We start from the raw sequence: 15909 nt of genomic DNA, 5'->3' as shown, positions 1-15909 counted from the left end.
GGACTGACTGGCGGTCCATGGGGGTTCCTTCTGCTGGCTCCGGGCCGATGGTGCGGCGGGGATGGTCCGGCGGGGATGGGGGTGTCTGGGGGTCAGGCGGCTCGGGTGAGCAGGTGACGCACGAGCTCGATCAGCGCGTGGGCGGAGGACTGCCGGTCGCGGGCGTCGCAGTAGACGACGGGGGTGTCCGGGAGCAGGTCGAGCGCCTCACGCACCTCCGCCTCCTCGTACACCCGGCCCTCCGTGAAACTGTTGACCGCGATGGCGTACTCGAGGCCGTAGCGCTCGACGAGGTCGATGACGGGGAAGGTCTCCTCCAGCCGGCCGGGGTCGACCAGGAGCAGCGCGCCCAGCGCGCCGCGGGCCATGTCCTCCCACAGCTGCATGAAGCGCTGCTGTCCGGGGGTGCCGAACAGGTACAGCACCAGTTCGTCGCTGAGCGTCAGCCGGCCGAAGTCCAGGGCCACGGTGGTGGTGGTCTTGTCCGTCACGCCCCTGAGGTCGTCCACGTGGAGGGACGCCTGCGTCATCTTCTCCTCGGTCCGCAGCGGGGCGATCTCCGACAGCGAGCCGATGAAGGTCGTCTTGCCCACCGCGAAGTGCCCGACGACGAGGATCTTGGCGGCGTTGGTCACCGCGCTGGAGACGTAGATGGATCCAGAGGCCGTCTCAGCCGATGAGGGATTGGAGTCCATGCAGAACCTTCTCGAGGGTCGCTCTGTCAACGTTCTGAGCCCGGGGTGGCTCGGCGCGGCGCAGGAGGTGTCCCTGCTCGAATAAATCGGTCAGCAGCAGCCGGGCCACCCCCACCGGCAGTCCCACATGGCCGGCCACTTCGGCCACCGAGAGGTAGCCGCCCGCGCACAGCTGCCAGATCGCCATCACCTCGGGGCCGGCTCCCAGCGGAGGAGTCCGCTCGGGAGCCAGGGTGACGAGGGTGTGCAGCGCCAGGTCATCCGAGGCCGGCAGGCTCCGCCCGCCGGTGATGACGTAGGAGCGGACGAACGCGCTCGTGACGGAGGCTTCCTCGCCGGGCCTCGTCATGCTCCGGCACCGTTGTCCGAACGCGGCGCCACGCTCATCGCCTTGCTCAGGCCCGCCACCGTCTTCTGCATCCGGAACGACATGGCCTCCATGTCCACGTCCAGCGCGGCCGAGACAGCGAGATACGAGCCCTGGCCGGCGGCGATCAGGAAGATCCAGCCGCCGTCGTACTCCAGCAGCGTCTGCTTCCAGATCCCGTGTCCCGCTCCGACGAACCCCGCGACGGCACGGCTCAGCGACTGCATCGAGCTCATCGCGGCGGCGTTCGTCTCGGCGTCGTCCCGTGCGATGTCGTCGGAGCGCTGCAGCAGCAGGCCGTCACCCGAGACGAGGACCGCGTGCCGGGCTCCGCGCACTTCCAGCACGTCGTTCAGCACCCAGGACAGGTCGATCTTCACTTGTTGTCAGATCCTTCCGTGGTGTTCGTGGTGCGCCCGAGCTGTGTGCCGCGCGCGAACGCCCCGAGCCGCGACGCCGTGACCTCGTTGTCCGGCTCGGCCGTTCCCTCCCGGCCGGCGGTGTCGAGGGCCGGGACCACCGTGACCGGGCCACTGCGCCTGCGCCGCTTGGGCAGACCTCCATGGGTCGTTCCCACCACGTGCGAGGGGCCCACGACCGGGACCGACGCCAGTCTCTGGGGGGCCTCCTCCGGGCCTACGGGGTCCTGGGCTTCGGCCGGCGGGGAAGGAACGTCGGCCGCGAGAAGGCTTTCGGGTACACGGATCACTGCACGCACTCCGCCGTAGGGGGACACGGAGCCGACGGAGACGGCGAAGCCGTAGCGGGCGGCGAGCATGCCGCACACGGCGAAGCCGAACCGCGGCGGATCGCCGAGACCGGTGATGTCGACGGGACCGTCGACGGTGAGCAGCGCCGCCGCCCGGTCCTTGGTCTCCTGGTCCATGCCCAGACCGGCGTCATCCACGATGAAGCACACACCGGTCGGTACGGCCTGGATGTTGACCTCGACGGGCGTTCCGGGCGCGCTGTAGTTCGTCGCGTTGTCCAGCACCTCGGCCAGCACGACGGCCACCGGCTCGACCGCCTTGCCGACGAGCGAGACGTTGACCTGCGAGTGGACGCTGACCCGGTTGAAGTCCTTGATCCGGCCCTGGGCACTGCGCGCGACGTCGTAGACCGTGGCGGCGCCGTCACGCCGGCCCAGCCACCCGCCGCACAGCACGGAGATGCCCTTGGCGCGGCGGCCGAACTGGCTGCCGGTGTGGTCGACCGACATCAGGTCGGCCAGGACCTCCGTGGTGTCGCCGTACTTCCGCAGGAGGCTGTCCAGGAGAACCTGCTGCTCCTCGGCGAGCGACTGCAGCGTTCCCATCGCGGACTTCAGCACCGCCTTGGTCGCCGCCTCGGCGTCCGCCCGTACGTCCGCGAGATCGCGCTGTTGCTGTGCGGTCAGCGCGGCGATGTGTGTGTGGAGCTGACCGACATCGCCGCGGGCCTCGCTCAGTCCTGTCTCCAGATCCTTCCTCGTTCTTCGGAGCGCCATGTTGGTTCTCCGGGCCCGCATCACTGCGACGACCGCAGCGATGAGCACCACCAGCAAGATCCACAACAGTGGATCCTGGGTCAATGACGTCATGAGACTCTCTTCAAGTCGCATCGCGCCAGGAGCAATTGAGCGCGATGGTGGCTTTGCGACTGTCCCCCAGGCGCGCAACGTGACACGCCGTCAGCCCACTGAAAAGTGGGATGATCTTATCAGTCACTCAGACACAACCAGCTTGCCCACAAGCCGGATTGAGACGTCACCAAACCCACACAGTCCCGTCACCCTCCCGTCGGGCAACGGCCGCCGAAGAGGCGGGACCGGGTCAGTCCGGCCACACGCCCGTCGCCAGGAGCGTGTCGATCGCCGCCGCGTACGGCGTGATGTCCAGGCCCTGTTCCGCGAGCCAGGCGTCGGAGTAGTACTTGTCGAGGTAGCGGTCGCCCGGGTCGCAGAGCAGGGTGACGACGCTGCCCCGGCGGCCTTCGGCCACCATCTCGGAGACGATCTTCAGCGCGCTCCACAGTCCGGTGCCCGTGGAGCCGCCCGCCTTGCGGCCGATGGCCGCCTCCAGGGCGCGTACGGCGGCGACGCTGGCCGCGTCCGGGACCTTCATCATCCGGTCGATCGCGCCGGGCACGAAGCTCGGCTCCATGCGCGGCCGGCCTATGCCCTCGATCCGGGAGCCGCAGTCGCACGTGACGTCCGGATCGCCGGTGGTCCAGCCCTCGAAGAAACAGGAGTTGTCCGGATCGGCGACACAGATACGGGTGTCGTACTGCATGTAGTGGACATAGCGCGCGAGGGTCGCGGAGGTGCCGCCGGTGCCCGCCGTGGCGACGATCCACGCCGGCTCCGGGAATCGCTCCAACTCCAGCTGGCGGAAGATGGATTCGGCGATGTTGTTGTTGCCGCGCCAGTCGGTGGCCCGCTCGGCGTAGGTGAACTGGTCCATGTAGTGGCCGCCCGTCTCCACCGCGAGGCGGGCCGACTCCTCGTACATCTTCCGTGAGTCGTCCACGAAGTGGCACTGGCCGCCGTGGAACTCGATGAGACGGCACTTCTCGGCGCTGGTCGTGCGCGGCATGACCGCGATGAAGGGCACGCCGATCAGCTTGGCGAAGTAGGCCTCGGAGACGGCGGTGGAGCCGCTGGACGCCTCGATCACCGGGCGACCGGGGCGGATCCAGCCATTGCAGAGGCCGTAGAGGAAGAGGGAGCGGGCGAGGCGGTGCTTGAGGCTGCCGGTGGGGTGCGTCGATTCGTCCTTGAGGTAGAGGTCGATGCCCCAGTGCTCGGGCAGCGGGAAGCGCAGCAGGTGCGTGTCCGCGGACCGGTTGGCGTCGGCCTGCACCTTTCGGACGGCTTCTTTCAGCCAGTCACGGTAGGCGGCGTCGCTGCGGTCGAGGTCGAGGGTGGCGCCGGGTCTGCTCTGGTGGGTAGTGCTCACGACGGTGCTCCTTACGCTGGGCGCCGACGACGCCTCACGCGCCCGGCATCTCGAGCATAGGCATCTTTGACACCGCTTCCCACCTGCATAAACGCATCTTTGGTCCCCCCAAAGCCACCCTGTGCCACAGGCGTAGCGGGTCTGCGGGGGCGCATTTGGCGGGAGTGCTCCGGGCGGCCGCGGTACGCACCCCGCGTGCACTGGTGCTCCCGGCCGCATCGGGGCAGACTGCACGCGATGGGGCGATCGTCCCTGGGTGCCGCCTGCCGGGCGGACGAGGGGGATCGCCGCACAGGCGCTGCCGGAGGCGCACACTGGATCGCGGGAGCACACGGGCAAGGGGGCGGCGAGGGATGGCGGAGCCGGAGTTCACAGCCTCGGGCGTGCGGATCGGCAAGCGGATGCGTTCGCTCACCCGCGCCGGGCAGGTCCGGATCAATGACGGCAGGGTGGAGTTGCTCACCAGCTACGGCAGCGAGATCGACAGCGCCCCGGTGCAGGCGGTGCGTGCGTCCAAGCCGTGGTTCGGGCCGGGCGACAAGGCGTTGGCCGACATCAACGGCAAGCGGTACCAGCTGACGCTGGGCGAGCAGGACCCCGCCCCGGGCGAGCCGGGGCCGCCTGCGGCACGGCGCTTCATCGAGGCGGTGCGCCGGGCCGCCAAGCGCGACGGCTGACCGACCTGCGGCAGCCGGCCGGGATCACCCCGGCGGCGTACTCCGGGCAGCGGACCGTCGCGGCGAGTTGCGGGAGCGCATCACCTGCGTCACGCTGGTCACACATCACTCTGGGTTTACCGGCGATAACGCTGCGAACCAGCCCGCCGGCCATGGCAGCAGGCGGCTGTCTGGACGCAAGCACCCTGCTGGATCCGTTGTTCTCCGTGTTCTTCCGGTCCCTTCGGACCTCTACATCGGGGAGTCGCAGCCGTGATCAGTCACCCAAGCAGGCACTGCACGGTGGAGCTCCAAGCCCTGCCGTCGCGGATCGGCCAGGTCCGCAGAATCGTATCTGCGCAGTTGCGCTACTGGCATATGGACCCGTTGATAGACCGGGCCGCGCTCGGTGTGACGGAGCTGCTGAGCAATGTGCACCGGCATGCCAGGCCCGACAAGTCGTGCACGGTCGAGCTGGAGCTCGCGCCGGACCGGCTCACGGTCTCCGTGCGCGATCACGACCCGCGGCTGCCGGTAGTGGCCGACGCCGCGCACGTGCTGGAGGCCGCGCCGCTCGCCACCTGTGGGCGGGGGCTTGCGATGGTGGCGGCGGTGAGCGAGAGCTGGGGCGCCCGGCCGGACGGTGAGAACGGCAAGGTCGTGTGGTTCACGCTGTCCGCGCCGGCGGTGGCGCGACCACATCCGACCCATACGCCGCGCCGCACAACGGAGCCACGGCCCGCGCCGGAGCCGGCCGCGGTGCGGTCCACGGTGCCCGTGGTGGTGGCACCTGTGCCGGTGTCAGCACCTGTTCCGGTGTCAACACCCGTGCCCGCGGCGACTTCGGTGCCCACCTCGGCACCCGTGCCGGTCGTGGCTCCGGTGCCCGCCGGGGCTCCCCTGGGCGCCGCGGCACCTGTCACCGGCGCGGCGCCCGCCCCCGCTGTGACCGGGGTACAGACTCCCGCCCGGTCGGCCGTTCCTGGCTGACCGGGCGGTGACTTGGCCCGGGCGCGGGGGTTTCGCTGACCGGCACTGAGAGGGCGCGGGCTGCTGTGGCTGCGGGGGTGGGTTCGCTTGCCGACGCTTGCCGGGTGCCCCCTCTGAGGGAGGCACGAGTGCCCGCAGCGACATCGGGGCCACGCAGCGGATGGCACGGCAACTCCCCAAGGGGCGCGGGGAACTGCGCGACCAGCCACAACGGACCCGAACCCGAAGCCGCACCCGCACCCAGTCCCCCGCGGCCCAGCGGATACGCGCCCCCGCACGTCACTCCGTCGCGATGGCCCGCAACACATCCAGCCGGGACGCGCGGCGCGACGGGCGGAGGCCCGCGAGGGCGCCGGCGGTGAGGCCGACCAGGGCCACCACGGCGAGCCGCGCGGGTGGGAGGGCGAAGGCGAAGGCCGTGTCGCTCGCGCCGTCGGACGCCTTCACCAGCACCCAGCCCAGGAACGCGCCGAGCCCGAGCCCGCCCGCCGTGCCGAACGCGGCGACCAGGACCGACTCCCAGCGGACCATGGCCCGCAGCTGGGCGCGGGTCTGGCCGACGGCACGCAGCAGGCCCAGTTCCCGGGTGCGTTCGTGCAGCGCGAGGGTCAGCGTGTTCGCGATGCCGAGCAGGGCGATGACCACCGCGAGGGCGAGCAGCGCGTAGACGAGGGTCAGCATCATGTCGATGCCCTTGGCCGACGACTGCGCGTACTCGTCGCGAGTCTGCACCTCGGGGTTGCCGTACCGCGCGGCCGCCTCCCGCACCGCCGCCTTGCCCGCGTCGACACTCACCCCGTGCCGGAAGGTGACGGCGACCAGGGAGTCGGCGTCCTGGATGCGATGCGGGGCCCAGGCGGCACGGGTGATGACGTAGTCGCCGGCGAGTTCCGACTGGCCGTACACGGCCCGGACGGTGAAGTTCTCGCTCTTTCCGTCGGTGAAGGTCAGGCGTGCGCTGTCGCCGGTACGCAGATGCTGCCGGTCGGCCTCCGTCCGGGTGATCGCGACACCGTCGACGCCCAGGTCGCGCAGCGAGCCCGTGACCGTGCCGAGGTCGAAGGTGCGGGCGAGTGCCGCTGGATCGGTCACGGTCAACGCTCTTCCCCTGCCGTTGACTTCGGCGACTCCGCGGCCGAGCCCCACGGCCGTGTCCACCTGGGGCAGCCGCTGCAGGGCAGGGGCCAGCCGGGGGCTGAGTCCGCTGCCGCCCGCGCCGAAGGACGGGCTGCTGACGGCGACGTCACCGGCGAAGGACCGGGACACCGTCCGGTCCATCGTGGCCTTCAGCGAGGCCCCGAAGACGGTGAACAGCGACACGACGGCCACGCCGATCATCAGCGCGCTCGCGGTGGCCGCCGTCCGTTTCGGGCTGCGCAGGGCATTGCGCCGGGCGAGCCCGCCGGTCACACCGCGCAGCCTGTCCAGGGGGGCGCCCAGCAGCCGTACGGCCGTCGTCGCGGCTACCGGGCCCAGGACGACGAAGGAAGCCAGGGCGAGCACCGCGCCGAGTCCCGCCAGCCAGACCGACGGGGTGACGAACACCCCGGCGAGCGTCGCGGCGAGCGCGAGCGCGCCCACGACGGTTCCGGCGAGCGCACGGGGGCGGGACGCGCCCGAGGTGTCGACGGCCGTCTCACGCAGGGCGGCGAGCGGCGCGGTGCGCCCGGCGCGCCGGGCCGGCAGCAGCGCGGAGCCGAGGCACACCACGATCCCCACCGCGAGCGGCAGCACCATCGACAAGGGCTTGATCACCAACTCGCCGTCGGGGAACGGGAATCCGATCGCGGGAAACAGCGCCTGGAGCCCGGCTGCGATGCCGATGCCGCCCGCGAGTCCGGCGAGGGACGCGGTGAGGGCGACGAGGCAGGCCTCGGCGAGCGCGGCGGCGGTCACCTGTCGGCGGGCCGCGCCCAGGGCCCGCAACAGGGCGTTCTCGCGGGTGCGTTGGGCGACCACGATGGCGAACGTGTTGTGGATGGAGAAGGTGGCGACGAGCAGGGCCACGCCGGAGAACACGAGCAGGAAGGTCGTGAAGATGGTCAGGAACTGACTGGAGATCATGTCGGTGTTCTCCTGCGCCGCCCGCTGACCGGTGATGGCCTCGACTCCCCCGGGCAGCACGGGAGTCAGCCGCCGCACCAGCTCCCCCTGGCTCACTCCGGGTCCGGCCCGCACGTCGATCGCCGCGGCCTGGCCGGGTCGCGCGGTGAGGTACTTCTCGGCGTCGGCCCGGGTCATCCCGGTGAACGTCACCTGGGCCATGCCGTCCTGGCCGCCGAAGGTGGCGAGGCCGACGACGGTGACCTTCACCGGGTCGGGGGTGCGCAGGGTGGTGGTGTCACCGATCTTCAGACCGCCCTTCTTCGCGGCACCCCGGTTCACCACGACCTCGCCGGGCCTGGCGGGCGCACGCCCCTCGGCGAGCCGGTACGGGTTGAGCCGTGTGTCGGTGATCCAGTTCCCGGCGAGCGTCGGCGGTCCCTGGCCGCCGACGGGCTTGCCGTCGGAGCCGATCAGTTGGCCGGCACCCTGGATGTCCGGGGCGGCGGCCGCCACACCGGGGACCCGTTCGATGGTCCGCACCAGCGAGGTGTCCACCGGCCGTCGTACACCCTGGGCCTCGCCGGGTGTGGTGATGGCGTCGGCGCCGCGTACGACGGCGTCCGTGCCGCTGGTGGCCTCGCCGAACATGCTGCCGAAGCTCGCGCGCAGCGTGTCGCCCATGACGAGGGTGCCGGCCAGGAAGGCGACGCCGAGGAACACGGCGAGGAAGGTGCCGGCGAACCGGCGCCGGTGCGCGCGCAGGGACGTGAGGCTGAGCCGCAGCGAGGCGTTCATGTCCGCACCTCCAAGGCCTTCATGCGGTCCAGGACCCGGTCCGCGGTCGGCGCCTGGATCCGGTCGACCAGACGTCCGTCGGCGAGGAAGAGCACCTCGTCGGCATGGGCGGCGGCCACCGGGTCGTGGGTCACCATGACGACCGTACGGTCCATCTGCCGTACGGCACGGCCCAGCAGGCCGAGGACCTCCGCGCCGGAGCGGGAGTCGAGGTTGCCGGTCGGCTCGTCGGCGAAGACCACGTCGGGCCGACCGGCGAACGCCCGTGCCACGGCGACGCGTTGCTGCTGCCCACCGGAGAGCTCCGCGGGCCGGTGGTGCAGCCGGTCGCGCAGCCCGACGACGTCGACGAGCGCGTCGATCCACTCCCGGTCGCCGCGCCGGCCGGCCAGGTCCAGCGGCAGCGTGATGTTCTCCGCGACGGTCAGCGTCGGCACCAGGTTGAACGCCTGGAAGACGAAGCCGATCCGGTCGCGGCGCAGCAGGGTCAGCCGCCGGTCGTCCAGCGCGCCGAGTTCGGTGTCGCCGATGTAGGCGGCGCCGGAGGTGAGCGTGTCGAGGCCGGCCGCGCAGTGCATCAGGGTGGACTTGCCGGAGCCCGAGGGGCCCATGATCGCCGTGAAGCGGCCGGCGGGAAAGGAGACGTCGACGCCGTCCAGGGCGCGTACGGCGGTGTCGCCACCGCCGTACACCTTCACCGCGTCGGCCACGCGGGCGGCGGCCCGCAGGGCGGTCATGGTGGTCATGCCGCTCCTCCCTTGCCGGCGCGGCCGAACTGCTCGTCCAGGACGGACAGACGGCGCCAGTACTCGTCCTCGTCGATCTCGCCGGAGGCGAAGCGGCGGCCGAGCACCGCGAGCGGCGAGTCGCCCGCCGGGCGCCCGCCGTCCATGGACCGCCAGGGGCCGCCGCGTCCGCGCCAGACGGTGCGGCGCAGCACGGTGACGGCGCCGAGCACGACGGCCGCCCAGATCAGCGGGAAGAACAGGATCCACGGGCCGGGCCCGCCGTTCCAGCTCGCCAGGGTCTGCATCTCGGGTCATCTCCCAGGTCGTTTTCGTCGTCTTCGGGGATGCCACGAGGCTCCCTCCGGCAGGGGGTCCGGGTCGTCGTGCGGCCGGCGGCAGTGCGGCTACCTCCCGGGGAGTACGGCGCGGGCGGCGCGCTGCTCCCTACGGACTGGCGGAGGACGGGCTGGCGGAGAGCGGGCTGGCGGAACGGGCTGGCGCTCTGTAACTACTGGTATGTACAGTGTGGGCATGAGCACCCCGGAACGACTGATCGAGTCCACCCGTGAGCTGCTGTGGGAGCGCGGGTACGTGGGCACGAGCCCGAAGGCGATCCTGGAGCGCGCGGGCGCGGGCCAGGGCAGCATGTACCACCACTTCAAGGGCAAGCCGGACCTCGCCCTGGCGGCGATCCGACGGACCGCGGAGGAGTTGCGCGCCACCGCCGAGCGGGCACTGAGCGGGCCGGGCACGCCGTACGAGCGGATCGAGGCCTATCTGCTGCGCGAGCGTGAGGTACTGCGCGGCTGTCCGATCGGCCGGCTGACCATGGACCCGGACGTGATCGCCAGCGACGAGCTGCGCGCGCCGGTGGACGAGACGATCGCGTGGATCCGCGAGCGGATCGCCGGGATCGTCGAAGAGGGCAAGCGCCAGGGGCAGTTCGCGTCCTCGCTGGACGGCGAGGAGATCGGCGCGGCCGTCCTCGCGACCGTGCAGGGCGGCTACGTCCTGGCCCGCGCCGCCGGCTCCCCCGCCGCCTTCGACGCCGGCGTCCGCGGCCTGCTCGCCCTCCTCGCGCCCCGAACCCCCGGACAGGAGCACTGAGTCACATGCACGCCATGCAGTACGAGTTCACCCTACCCGCGGACTACGACATGGGCGTCATCCGGTCCCGCGTCGCACGCGTCGGGCATCTGCTGGACGACTGGGACGGCCTCGGCATCAAGACGTATGTGCTGCGCGAGCGCGGGGTGCACGGCTCGCCGGTGAACCAGTACGGGCCGTTCTACCTCTGGAACACCGTGGAGGGCATGAACAGCTTCCTGTGGGGAGGCGCCTTCCAGGGACCCGTGGACGACTTCGGGCGGCCGGCGATACGGCAGTGGAGCGGCCTGGCGTTCGAGGAGGGCGCCGCCACCGGGTCCGCGCCCGCGTACGCCGTGCGCCGACGCCAACCGGTGCCGGAGGGAGTGGAGTTGGCGGCCTTCATGGCGGACGCGGCGGCCGAGACCTGCCGACTGGCGGCGGAGGACGGTGCGGTGCTGGCGGCGGCCGCCGTGGACACACGCGTATGGGAACTCGTCCACTTCTCGCTCTGGGAGCACGACACACCGAAGGCCGACGGGGACGTCTACCAGGTGCTGCACCTGTCCGCGCCGGGCCGGGACCGGCTCCCGCGCGGACGGCAGTGGTGAACCGCGTCCGGCCTGCTGTGCGGCGAGTTGGATGTCCCCGGTGACCGGGGGAACCTGGGCCATCTGAACCGCTTCCCCGACCCGGTGGTACAGCGGCAGGCCGCCGCGTCGTCCATGGAGGCTCGCTCACGCCACCGAAATGTCCACCGCCGGGCGGAGTTTCGCCGCCGCGGCCAGGGCCTCGTGCACCAGGTGTTCGGTGCAGGCCGTCAACAGGGCCTGATCCGCGGGGTGTTCGGTTCGGATGCCGGGTAGGCGATCTGCTCGTAGGCGGCCTGGAACCGCGGGCCCCAGCGGCGGGCGCCTAGGCGGGCCGTGCGGGAGCAGTTGTCGACCCTGTACGCCACGTCGCGGGCGTGCATGTACGGGAGCAGGGAGTCGACGGCCTCGATGACCGACTCGTTGACGATCTCGGACCAGGGGTGGCCGCGCTCGGCGAACTCGTCGATCTGGGCGGTCATGGTGGCGACGAAGACGTCTGCGGTGAACGGCTCCACGGAAAGGGTGCGTTCGGCGCGGCGGGCCCGCACCGGTGGCGGTTTTCGCCACCGTGACCGCGTGCCAGACGCTGCTGCCGGACCTGCTGGCGCCGTTGCGTGCCGCGCATCCTCAGGTGCGCCTGGATCTGCGCACCGGCGATGCGGCGGCGGCCCTGGCCCGGCTGGACGAGGGCGAGGTGGACGTGGCGGCGGGTGTTCCGGCGCGGTTGCCGGATCCCCTGGTGAGCCGGACGGTCGCGGTCACCGGCCTGGTCCTGGTGACCGCTCGCGACCGCCCGGACCCGGGCCTCTCGGGCCCGTTCGTGCTGCCCCGCCGGGGCTGGTGCGCGACGCGGCGGACCGCTGGTTCCCGCGCGCGGCCGGCTGCCGGAGGCGGTCTGCGAACCGGACGGCCACGAGGGCCTGTTGACCCTGGTCGCGCTCGGCTGCGGCACGGGTGTGGTGCCCCGGCTGGTGCTGGAGAACAGCGCGGTCCGCGACCGGCTGACCGTCCTTGCGGCGGACCCGGCCCCGGAGCGGTTCCCGATCGGGCTGTGCATCCGCAGAGCGGACCTGCGCCGGCCCCTGGTGGCGGCGCTGTGGAGCCTGACGGCTCAGGACCCGGTGTAGCGGCGTACGACGGGGCGCAGATAGTCGACGTGCGGTCCTTCGAGCCCGTCCAGATCCGACGGTGAGCCGATCAACTCGACGCGGTCCAGCTCCGGTTCCACGCCTTGGGCGGTCTCCGAGCGCACCAGCTGCGCGTAGCGGTCGTGCAACTCCCGTGCGGGGCGCGGCGGGGCGGTGAACATGATGCCGACGTCGCCGCGCCCGCCCCGGGTGGTGAGCCACGGGGTGAGGCCGTCGGCCGGGGTGTCGGAGCCGGTCTCCTCGGCGAGTTCCCGGGCCGCGTGCGCGCACAGCACCGTCAGGTCCAACTCGCCCTCTCCGTCCGGGGGTTCGACGGTTCCGCCGGGCAGCTGCCAGCGGCCCGGGGCGGAGGTCGAGGGCGCCATCCGGCCCACCATCAGGCGGCCGTCGGAGCTGGGCTGCAGCACGGACACGAACAGGGACGACAGCACGGGCGCGCCGGGCACCTTCCGCAGCGCGCGGTACCGGTAGCTCGCCCGGGCCCAGGACAGCACCAGGCCGTCCGCCGCGTCCCGCGCCGACGCGGTGAGGGCGGCCACCGGGCCGTCGAAGAGGGCCGGGTTCGCCCGTACGGCCTCCTCCCACACCCGGTCCATCTCCGCACGGTGCCGCTCCGACAGCCGCGGCAGCTCCGTCTCGACCAGACGGATGCGCCCGGCGGGCAGGATCTCCACGGTCGCAGCGGTCACCGCAGGGCCCCCAGCGGATCGTCCAGGACCGGCTGCCAGGCCAGTTCGGCGGCTCCGACGAGGCTGTTGTGGTCGAGGGTGCAGGGCAGGATCGGCACTCCGCCGCTCTGGCCCCACAGGCTGCGGTCGGCGACGACCGCGCGCAGTCGGTCGGGGTCGGTGTCCAGGAGGGTGCGGTGCAGGCCGCCGAGGATGATGCGGTCGGGGTTGAGGATGTTGACGAGGCCGGCGAGGCCCAGGCCGAGGCGGTCGATCAGGGCCTCGGCGGCCCGGCGGACGGCCGGGTCGGCGTACTGCGTGCGCAGCAGATCGTCGGCCTGCTGGAGCAGGGACACCTCGGGGCCCGGCTCGCGGCCGGCCTCGACCAGCAGGGCCAGCGGGTCGGCCTCGACGTCCAGGCAGCCCCTGCTGCCGCAGTGGCAGGGCCGTCCTTCCGGGTTCACGGTGAGGTGGCCGACCTCCAGAGCGAGGCCCGAACTGCCCGTGTGCAGGCGGCCGTCCAGGACCAGGGCGCCGCCGACGCCCCGGTGTCCGGTGGCCACGCACAGCAGGTCCCGGGCGCCACGGCCGGCGCCGTGCCGGTGCTCGGCGAGCGCGGCGAGGTTGACGTCGTTGCCCGCGAAGGCCGGTCCGGTGATGCCGGCCGCGCGCACGCACTCGGCGAAGGTCCGCCGGACGGGGGCGCCGACGGGCCAGGCCAGGTGCAGCGGGTTGAGGGCCAGGCCGTCGGGTTCGGCCACGGCGGACGGTACGGCGAGGCCGGCGCCGACACAGCGGCGGCCGGTCGTGCGCAGCAGTTCCGCGCCCGCCTCCACGACCGAGCCGAGCACCTTGGCCGGGTCGGCGTCGACGGTCTCGCAGCCGGGCGAGGTCGCCACGATCCGTCCGCCGAGGCCGACCAGGGCCGCCCGGAAGCCGTCGGCGTGGACCTGCGCGGCGAGCGCCACCGGCCCGTCCTCGGCGACCTCCAGGCGGTGCGAGGGCCGCCCCTGGGAGCCGGCCGCGGCGGCCGGGCGGGCGTCCACCCGGATCAGCCCGAGCGCCTCCAGCTCGGCCGCGACCGCGCCCGCGGTCGCCCGGGTGACGCCGAGTTCCGCGGTGAGTACGGCGCGGGTCGGCGCCCGCCCGGTGTGCACCAGCTCCAGCGCGGGTCCGAGCGCGCCGCGCCCTCGGTCCAGCCGCGCTCTGGAGGTGGTCCTCTCCCCCGCCGTCCGGGGCTCCGCCTTGCCGCTCATGAGGGCGAGTCTCCCATGATCCGTATCTGTGGTGGCCCGGGGCGCCGGTTACCGGCCGCTCACCCGCAGGGTGATGTTCAGGCGGCCGGTGAGGCCCAGCGCGGGCGGGGCCGTGCCCGGGTGTACGCGCGGCACGCCGTGGTAGGCGAGCCGGGAGGGCCCGCCGAAGACGAACAGGTCACCGCTGCGCAGCTCCACGTCGGTGTACGGCCTGGTGCGCGTCTCGGTGTTGCCGAAGCGGAAGACGCAGGTGTCGCCGAGGCTGAGGGACACCACCGGCGCGTCCGCCCGCTCGTCGCTGTCGCGGTGCATGCCCATGCGGGCGTCGCCGTCGTAGAAGTTGATCAGTGCGATGTCGTACCGGTACGGCTGCTGCGGGCCGAGCGCGGTCTCGGCGGCGCGGTGGCCCAGTGCGCCGAGCCAGTCCGGGAACGGTTTCACGGGGGCGCCGTCGCCGTCCACGGCGGTGCGGGCGTAGGCGTACGGGTACCAGTGCCAGCCGAGGCAGACCTGCCGGGCGGTCATCGTGCCACCGCCCGGGGTGCGGACCGTGCGCAGGCCGGCCGGTGGCCGCGCCCACTTCCGGCAGGCGGCGAGCAGGTCGCGCTGCCGGCCGGCGTCCAGCCAGTCCGGGACGTGCACGGCGCCCGGCGCGACCTCCGCGCGCTCCCGGGCAAACAGCTCCGCGTCCATACGCTCCATCGTGCCGCAAGCCCGCCCCACCCCTGCTGAGCTGCGGCTCCGCTAGCCTGGGAGGCACGATGAGCGACCGTATGACGACACCGTGGGGCGAGATCGAGCTGGCCCGCTTCCCCGAGGACCCGCGCGACCGGCTGCGTGCCTGGGACGCCTCCGACGCGTACCTGCTGCGCCATCTGGCCGAGGAGGGGGTGCCGCTCACGGGCGCGGTCGTGGTGCTCGGGGACCGCTGGGGCGCGCTGGTCACGGCGCTCGCGGCGCACCGTCCGACACAGCTCACCGACTCCTTCCTGAGTCAGGAGGCGACGCGGGCGAATCTGGCGCGGGCCGGTGTCGAGCCCGGTGCCGTACAGCTGCTGACCACGCAGGATCCGCCGCCCGAGCGGGTGGACGTGCTGCTGGTGCGGGTGCCGAAGAGCCTGGCGCTGCTGGAGGACCAGCTGCTGCGGCTGGCGCCCGCGGTGCACGCGGACACGGTGGTCGTCGGCACCGGGATGGTGAAGGAGATCCACACCTCCACGCTGCGGCTGTTCGAGCGGATCCTGGGGCCGACCAGCACCTCGCTGGCCCGCCAGAAGGCCCGGCTGATCTTCTGCACCCCGGACCCCGAGCTGGATCGGCCGGTGAACCCGTGGCCGTACGGCTACACCCTCCCGGACGGGATCGGGGCGGTCTCCGGGCGCACGGTCGTCAACCACGCGGGCGTCTTCTGTGCCGACCGGCTCGACATCGGCACCCGGTTCTTCCTGCGGCATCTGCCCGGGCCGGGCGCGGGCCGCGTGGTGGACCTCGGGTGCGGCAACGGCGTGGTCGGTACGGCGGTGGCGCTGGCGGATCCGTCGGCCGAGGTGCTGTTCGTGGACGAGTCCTTCCAGGCGGTGGCCTCGGCGGAGGCGACGTACAAGGCCAACGGGGTGCCCGGGCACGCCGAGTTCCGGGTCGGCGACGGGCTGGCCGGGGTCGCCCCCGGCAGCGTGGACCTGGTCCTGAACAACCCGCCGTTCCACTCCCACCAGGCGACGACCGACGCGACGGCCCGGCGGATGTTCACCGGGGCGAAGCGGGCGCTGCGGCCGGGCGGCGAGCTGTGGGTGGTCGGCAACCGGCACCTGGGCTATCACGTGACGCTGCGGCGGCTGTTCGGGAACAGTGAACTGGTCGCCGGCGACCCGAAGTTCGTGATCCTGAGGGCCGTGAAGAAGGACTAGGTCCTGTCGTCAAACTCCCGTCTGCCCTCCGGGCGGAC

General features: G+C 72.6%; 15 protein-coding genes and 4 pseudogenes. 7 read left to right on the top strand and 12 right to left on the bottom strand.

Annotated elements, in window-relative coordinates:
* Window positions 1–92: 92 nt before the first annotated feature.
* The 5 genes from AB5L52_RS38520 to AB5L52_RS38500 all read right to left on the bottom strand — a co-directional run bounded on the left by AB5L52_RS38520 (window position 93) and on the right by AB5L52_RS38500 (window position 3998).
* Entirely contained in the window at window positions 93–695 is a 603-nt protein-coding gene (locus AB5L52_RS38520; RefSeq protein ID WP_351019336.1) for an ATP/GTP-binding protein, read from the bottom strand.
* Window positions 670–1044, bottom strand: a complete 375-nt coding sequence (locus AB5L52_RS38515) for a DUF742 domain-containing protein (protein ID WP_351019338.1) — start codon at window positions 1042–1044, stop codon at window positions 670–672. Before AB5L52_RS38515 ends, AB5L52_RS38520 begins: the two co-directional genes overlap by 26 nt.
* A complete protein-coding gene (locus tag AB5L52_RS38510; protein WP_351019341.1) occupies window positions 1041–1442 on the bottom strand; it encodes a roadblock/LC7 domain-containing protein in 402 nt (133 codons plus the stop codon). Before AB5L52_RS38510 ends, AB5L52_RS38515 begins: the two co-directional genes overlap by 4 nt.
* Complete coding sequence (locus tag AB5L52_RS38505; protein WP_351019343.1) at window positions 1439–2641, bottom strand: ATP-binding protein; 1203 nt, start codon at window positions 2639–2641, stop codon at window positions 1439–1441. The genes AB5L52_RS38510 and AB5L52_RS38505 overlap by 4 nt, the downstream gene beginning before the upstream one ends.
* 232 nt (window positions 2642–2873) lie before the next feature.
* Window positions 2874–3998, bottom strand: coding sequence for a PLP-dependent cysteine synthase family protein (locus AB5L52_RS38500; protein ID WP_369367970.1), 1125 nt, complete (start codon window positions 3996–3998; stop codon window positions 2874–2876).
* 353 nt (window positions 3999–4351) lie between these two features.
* Between AB5L52_RS38500 and AB5L52_RS38495 the strand changes: the two genes are divergently transcribed.
* Window positions 4352–4675: a hypothetical protein gene (locus AB5L52_RS38495; protein WP_351019349.1), complete on the top strand. Its 324-nt coding sequence runs from the start codon at window positions 4352–4354 to the stop codon at window positions 4673–4675.
* A gap of 252 nt (window positions 4676–4927) precedes the next feature.
* Window positions 4928–5338 (top strand): annotated as a pseudogene (locus AB5L52_RS38490) (ATP-binding protein); the annotation flags it as partial.
* Window positions 5339–5923: 585 nt separating this feature from the next.
* Here the strand turns inward: AB5L52_RS38490 and AB5L52_RS38485 are convergent.
* From AB5L52_RS38485 to AB5L52_RS38475, 3 genes are read right to left on the bottom strand one after another with little or no spacing between them, the layout of a single operon-like run.
* On the bottom strand, window positions 5924–8485 hold the full coding sequence (locus AB5L52_RS38485; protein ID WP_369367969.1) for an ABC transporter permease: 2562 nt from the start codon (window positions 8483–8485) through the stop codon (window positions 5924–5926).
* On the bottom strand, window positions 8482–9231 hold the full coding sequence (locus AB5L52_RS38480; RefSeq protein WP_369367968.1) for an ABC transporter ATP-binding protein: 750 nt from the start codon (window positions 9229–9231) through the stop codon (window positions 8482–8484). Before AB5L52_RS38480 ends, AB5L52_RS38485 begins: the two co-directional genes overlap by 4 nt.
* Entirely contained in the window at window positions 9228–9518 is a 291-nt protein-coding gene (locus AB5L52_RS38475; RefSeq protein WP_351019426.1) for an SHOCT domain-containing protein, read from the bottom strand. The genes AB5L52_RS38480 and AB5L52_RS38475 overlap by 4 nt, the downstream gene beginning before the upstream one ends.
* A 226-nt stretch (window positions 9519–9744) precedes the next feature.
* On the opposite strand from AB5L52_RS38475, the gene AB5L52_RS38470 reads away from it, so the two are divergent.
* From AB5L52_RS38470 to AB5L52_RS38460, 3 genes and pseudogenes are all read left to right on the top strand, one after another.
* Window positions 9745–10320 (top strand): TetR/AcrR family transcriptional regulator, encoded by a 576-nt coding sequence (locus AB5L52_RS38470; protein WP_369367967.1) that lies wholly within the window; start codon window positions 9745–9747, stop codon window positions 10318–10320.
* A gap of 5 nt (window positions 10321–10325) precedes the next feature.
* Window positions 10326–10910 carry a DUF4865 family protein gene (locus AB5L52_RS38465; protein WP_351565177.1) on the top strand — a complete coding sequence of 195 codons (585 nt, stop codon included), beginning with the start codon at window positions 10326–10328 and terminating at the stop codon, window positions 10908–10910.
* Between the two features lie 12 nt (window positions 10911–10922).
* Window positions 10923–11021 (top strand): annotated as a pseudogene (locus AB5L52_RS38460) (phosphotriesterase); the annotation flags it as partial.
* A gap of 15 nt (window positions 11022–11036) precedes the next feature.
* Here AB5L52_RS38460 and AB5L52_RS38455 read toward each other — a convergent pair.
* A pseudogene (locus AB5L52_RS38455) lies at window positions 11037–11440 on the bottom strand (ketol-acid reductoisomerase); the annotation flags it as partial.
* Between the two features lie 2 nt (window positions 11441–11442).
* Here AB5L52_RS38455 and AB5L52_RS38450 point away from each other — a divergent pair.
* A pseudogene (locus AB5L52_RS38450) lies at window positions 11443–12019 on the top strand (LysR substrate-binding domain-containing protein); the annotation flags it as partial.
* Here the strand turns inward: AB5L52_RS38450 and AB5L52_RS38445 are convergent.
* The 3 genes from AB5L52_RS38445 to AB5L52_RS38435 are packed head-to-tail and all read right to left on the bottom strand — an operon-like array spanning window position 12004 to window position 14657.
* Window positions 12004–12729, bottom strand: a complete 726-nt coding sequence (locus AB5L52_RS38445; RefSeq protein ID WP_351565180.1) for an NUDIX domain-containing protein — start codon at window positions 12727–12729, stop codon at window positions 12004–12006. The pseudogene AB5L52_RS38450 and the gene AB5L52_RS38445 overlap by 16 nt on opposite strands.
* On the bottom strand, window positions 12726–13964 hold the full coding sequence (locus AB5L52_RS38440; RefSeq protein WP_351565182.1) for an ROK family protein: 1239 nt from the start codon (window positions 13962–13964) through the stop codon (window positions 12726–12728). Before AB5L52_RS38440 ends, AB5L52_RS38445 begins: the two co-directional genes overlap by 4 nt.
* A gap of 48 nt (window positions 13965–14012) precedes the next feature.
* On the bottom strand, window positions 14013–14657 hold the full coding sequence (locus tag AB5L52_RS38435) for an alpha-ketoglutarate-dependent dioxygenase AlkB (protein ID WP_369367966.1): 645 nt from the start codon (window positions 14655–14657) through the stop codon (window positions 14013–14015).
* Window positions 14658–14737: 80 nt separating this feature from the next.
* On the opposite strand from AB5L52_RS38435, the gene AB5L52_RS38430 reads away from it, so the two are divergent.
* The gene (locus AB5L52_RS38430; RefSeq protein WP_369369037.1) at window positions 14738–15871 is read left to right on the top strand and encodes a methyltransferase; all 1134 of its coding nucleotides are present in this window, start codon (window positions 14738–14740) and stop codon (window positions 15869–15871) included.
* The last annotated feature ends 38 nt before the right edge of the window (window positions 15872–15909 follow it).

This window comes from Streptomyces sp. CG4, from assembly GCF_041080655.1.
Lineage (GTDB): Bacteria > Actinomycetota > Actinomycetes > Streptomycetales > Streptomycetaceae > Streptomyces.
The sequence above is the reverse complement of the archived record's forward strand: the minus strand, read 5'-3'. Positions and strand labels throughout refer to the sequence as shown.

Coding starts and splice junctions, on each gene's coding strand:
- AB5L52_RS38520 (WP_351019336.1), bottom strand. CDS start 695: ATGGACTCCAATCCCTCATCGGCTGAGACGGCCTCTGGATCCATCTAC.
- AB5L52_RS38515 (WP_351019338.1), bottom strand. CDS start 1,044: ATGACGAGGCCCGGCGAGGAAGCCTCCGTCACGAGCGCGTTCGTCCGC.
- AB5L52_RS38505 (WP_351019343.1), bottom strand. CDS start 2,641: ATGACGTCATTGACCCAGGATCCACTGTTGTGGATCTTGCTGGTGGTG.
- AB5L52_RS38495 (WP_351019349.1), top strand. CDS start 4,352: ATGGCGGAGCCGGAGTTCACAGCCTCGGGCGTGCGGATCGGCAAGCGG.
- AB5L52_RS38485 (WP_369367969.1), bottom strand. CDS start 8,485: ATGAACGCCTCGCTGCGGCTCAGCCTCACGTCCCTGCGCGCGCACCGG.
- AB5L52_RS38480 (WP_369367968.1), bottom strand. CDS start 9,231: ATGACCACCATGACCGCCCTGCGGGCCGCCGCCCGCGTGGCCGACGCG.
- AB5L52_RS38475 (WP_351019426.1), bottom strand. CDS start 9,518: ATGCAGACCCTGGCGAGCTGGAACGGCGGGCCCGGCCCGTGGATCCTG.
- AB5L52_RS38470 (WP_369367967.1), top strand. CDS start 9,745: ATGAGCACCCCGGAACGACTGATCGAGTCCACCCGTGAGCTGCTGTGG.
- AB5L52_RS38465 (WP_351565177.1), top strand. CDS start 10,326: ATGCACGCCATGCAGTACGAGTTCACCCTACCCGCGGACTACGACATG.
- AB5L52_RS38440 (WP_351565182.1), bottom strand. CDS start 13,964: ATGAGCGGCAAGGCGGAGCCCCGGACGGCGGGGGAGAGGACCACCTCC.
- AB5L52_RS38435 (WP_369367966.1), bottom strand. CDS start 14,657: ATGGACGCGGAGCTGTTTGCCCGGGAGCGCGCGGAGGTCGCGCCGGGC.
- AB5L52_RS38430 (WP_369369037.1), top strand. CDS start 14,738: ATGACGACACCGTGGGGCGAGATCGAGCTGGCCCGCTTCCCCGAGGAC.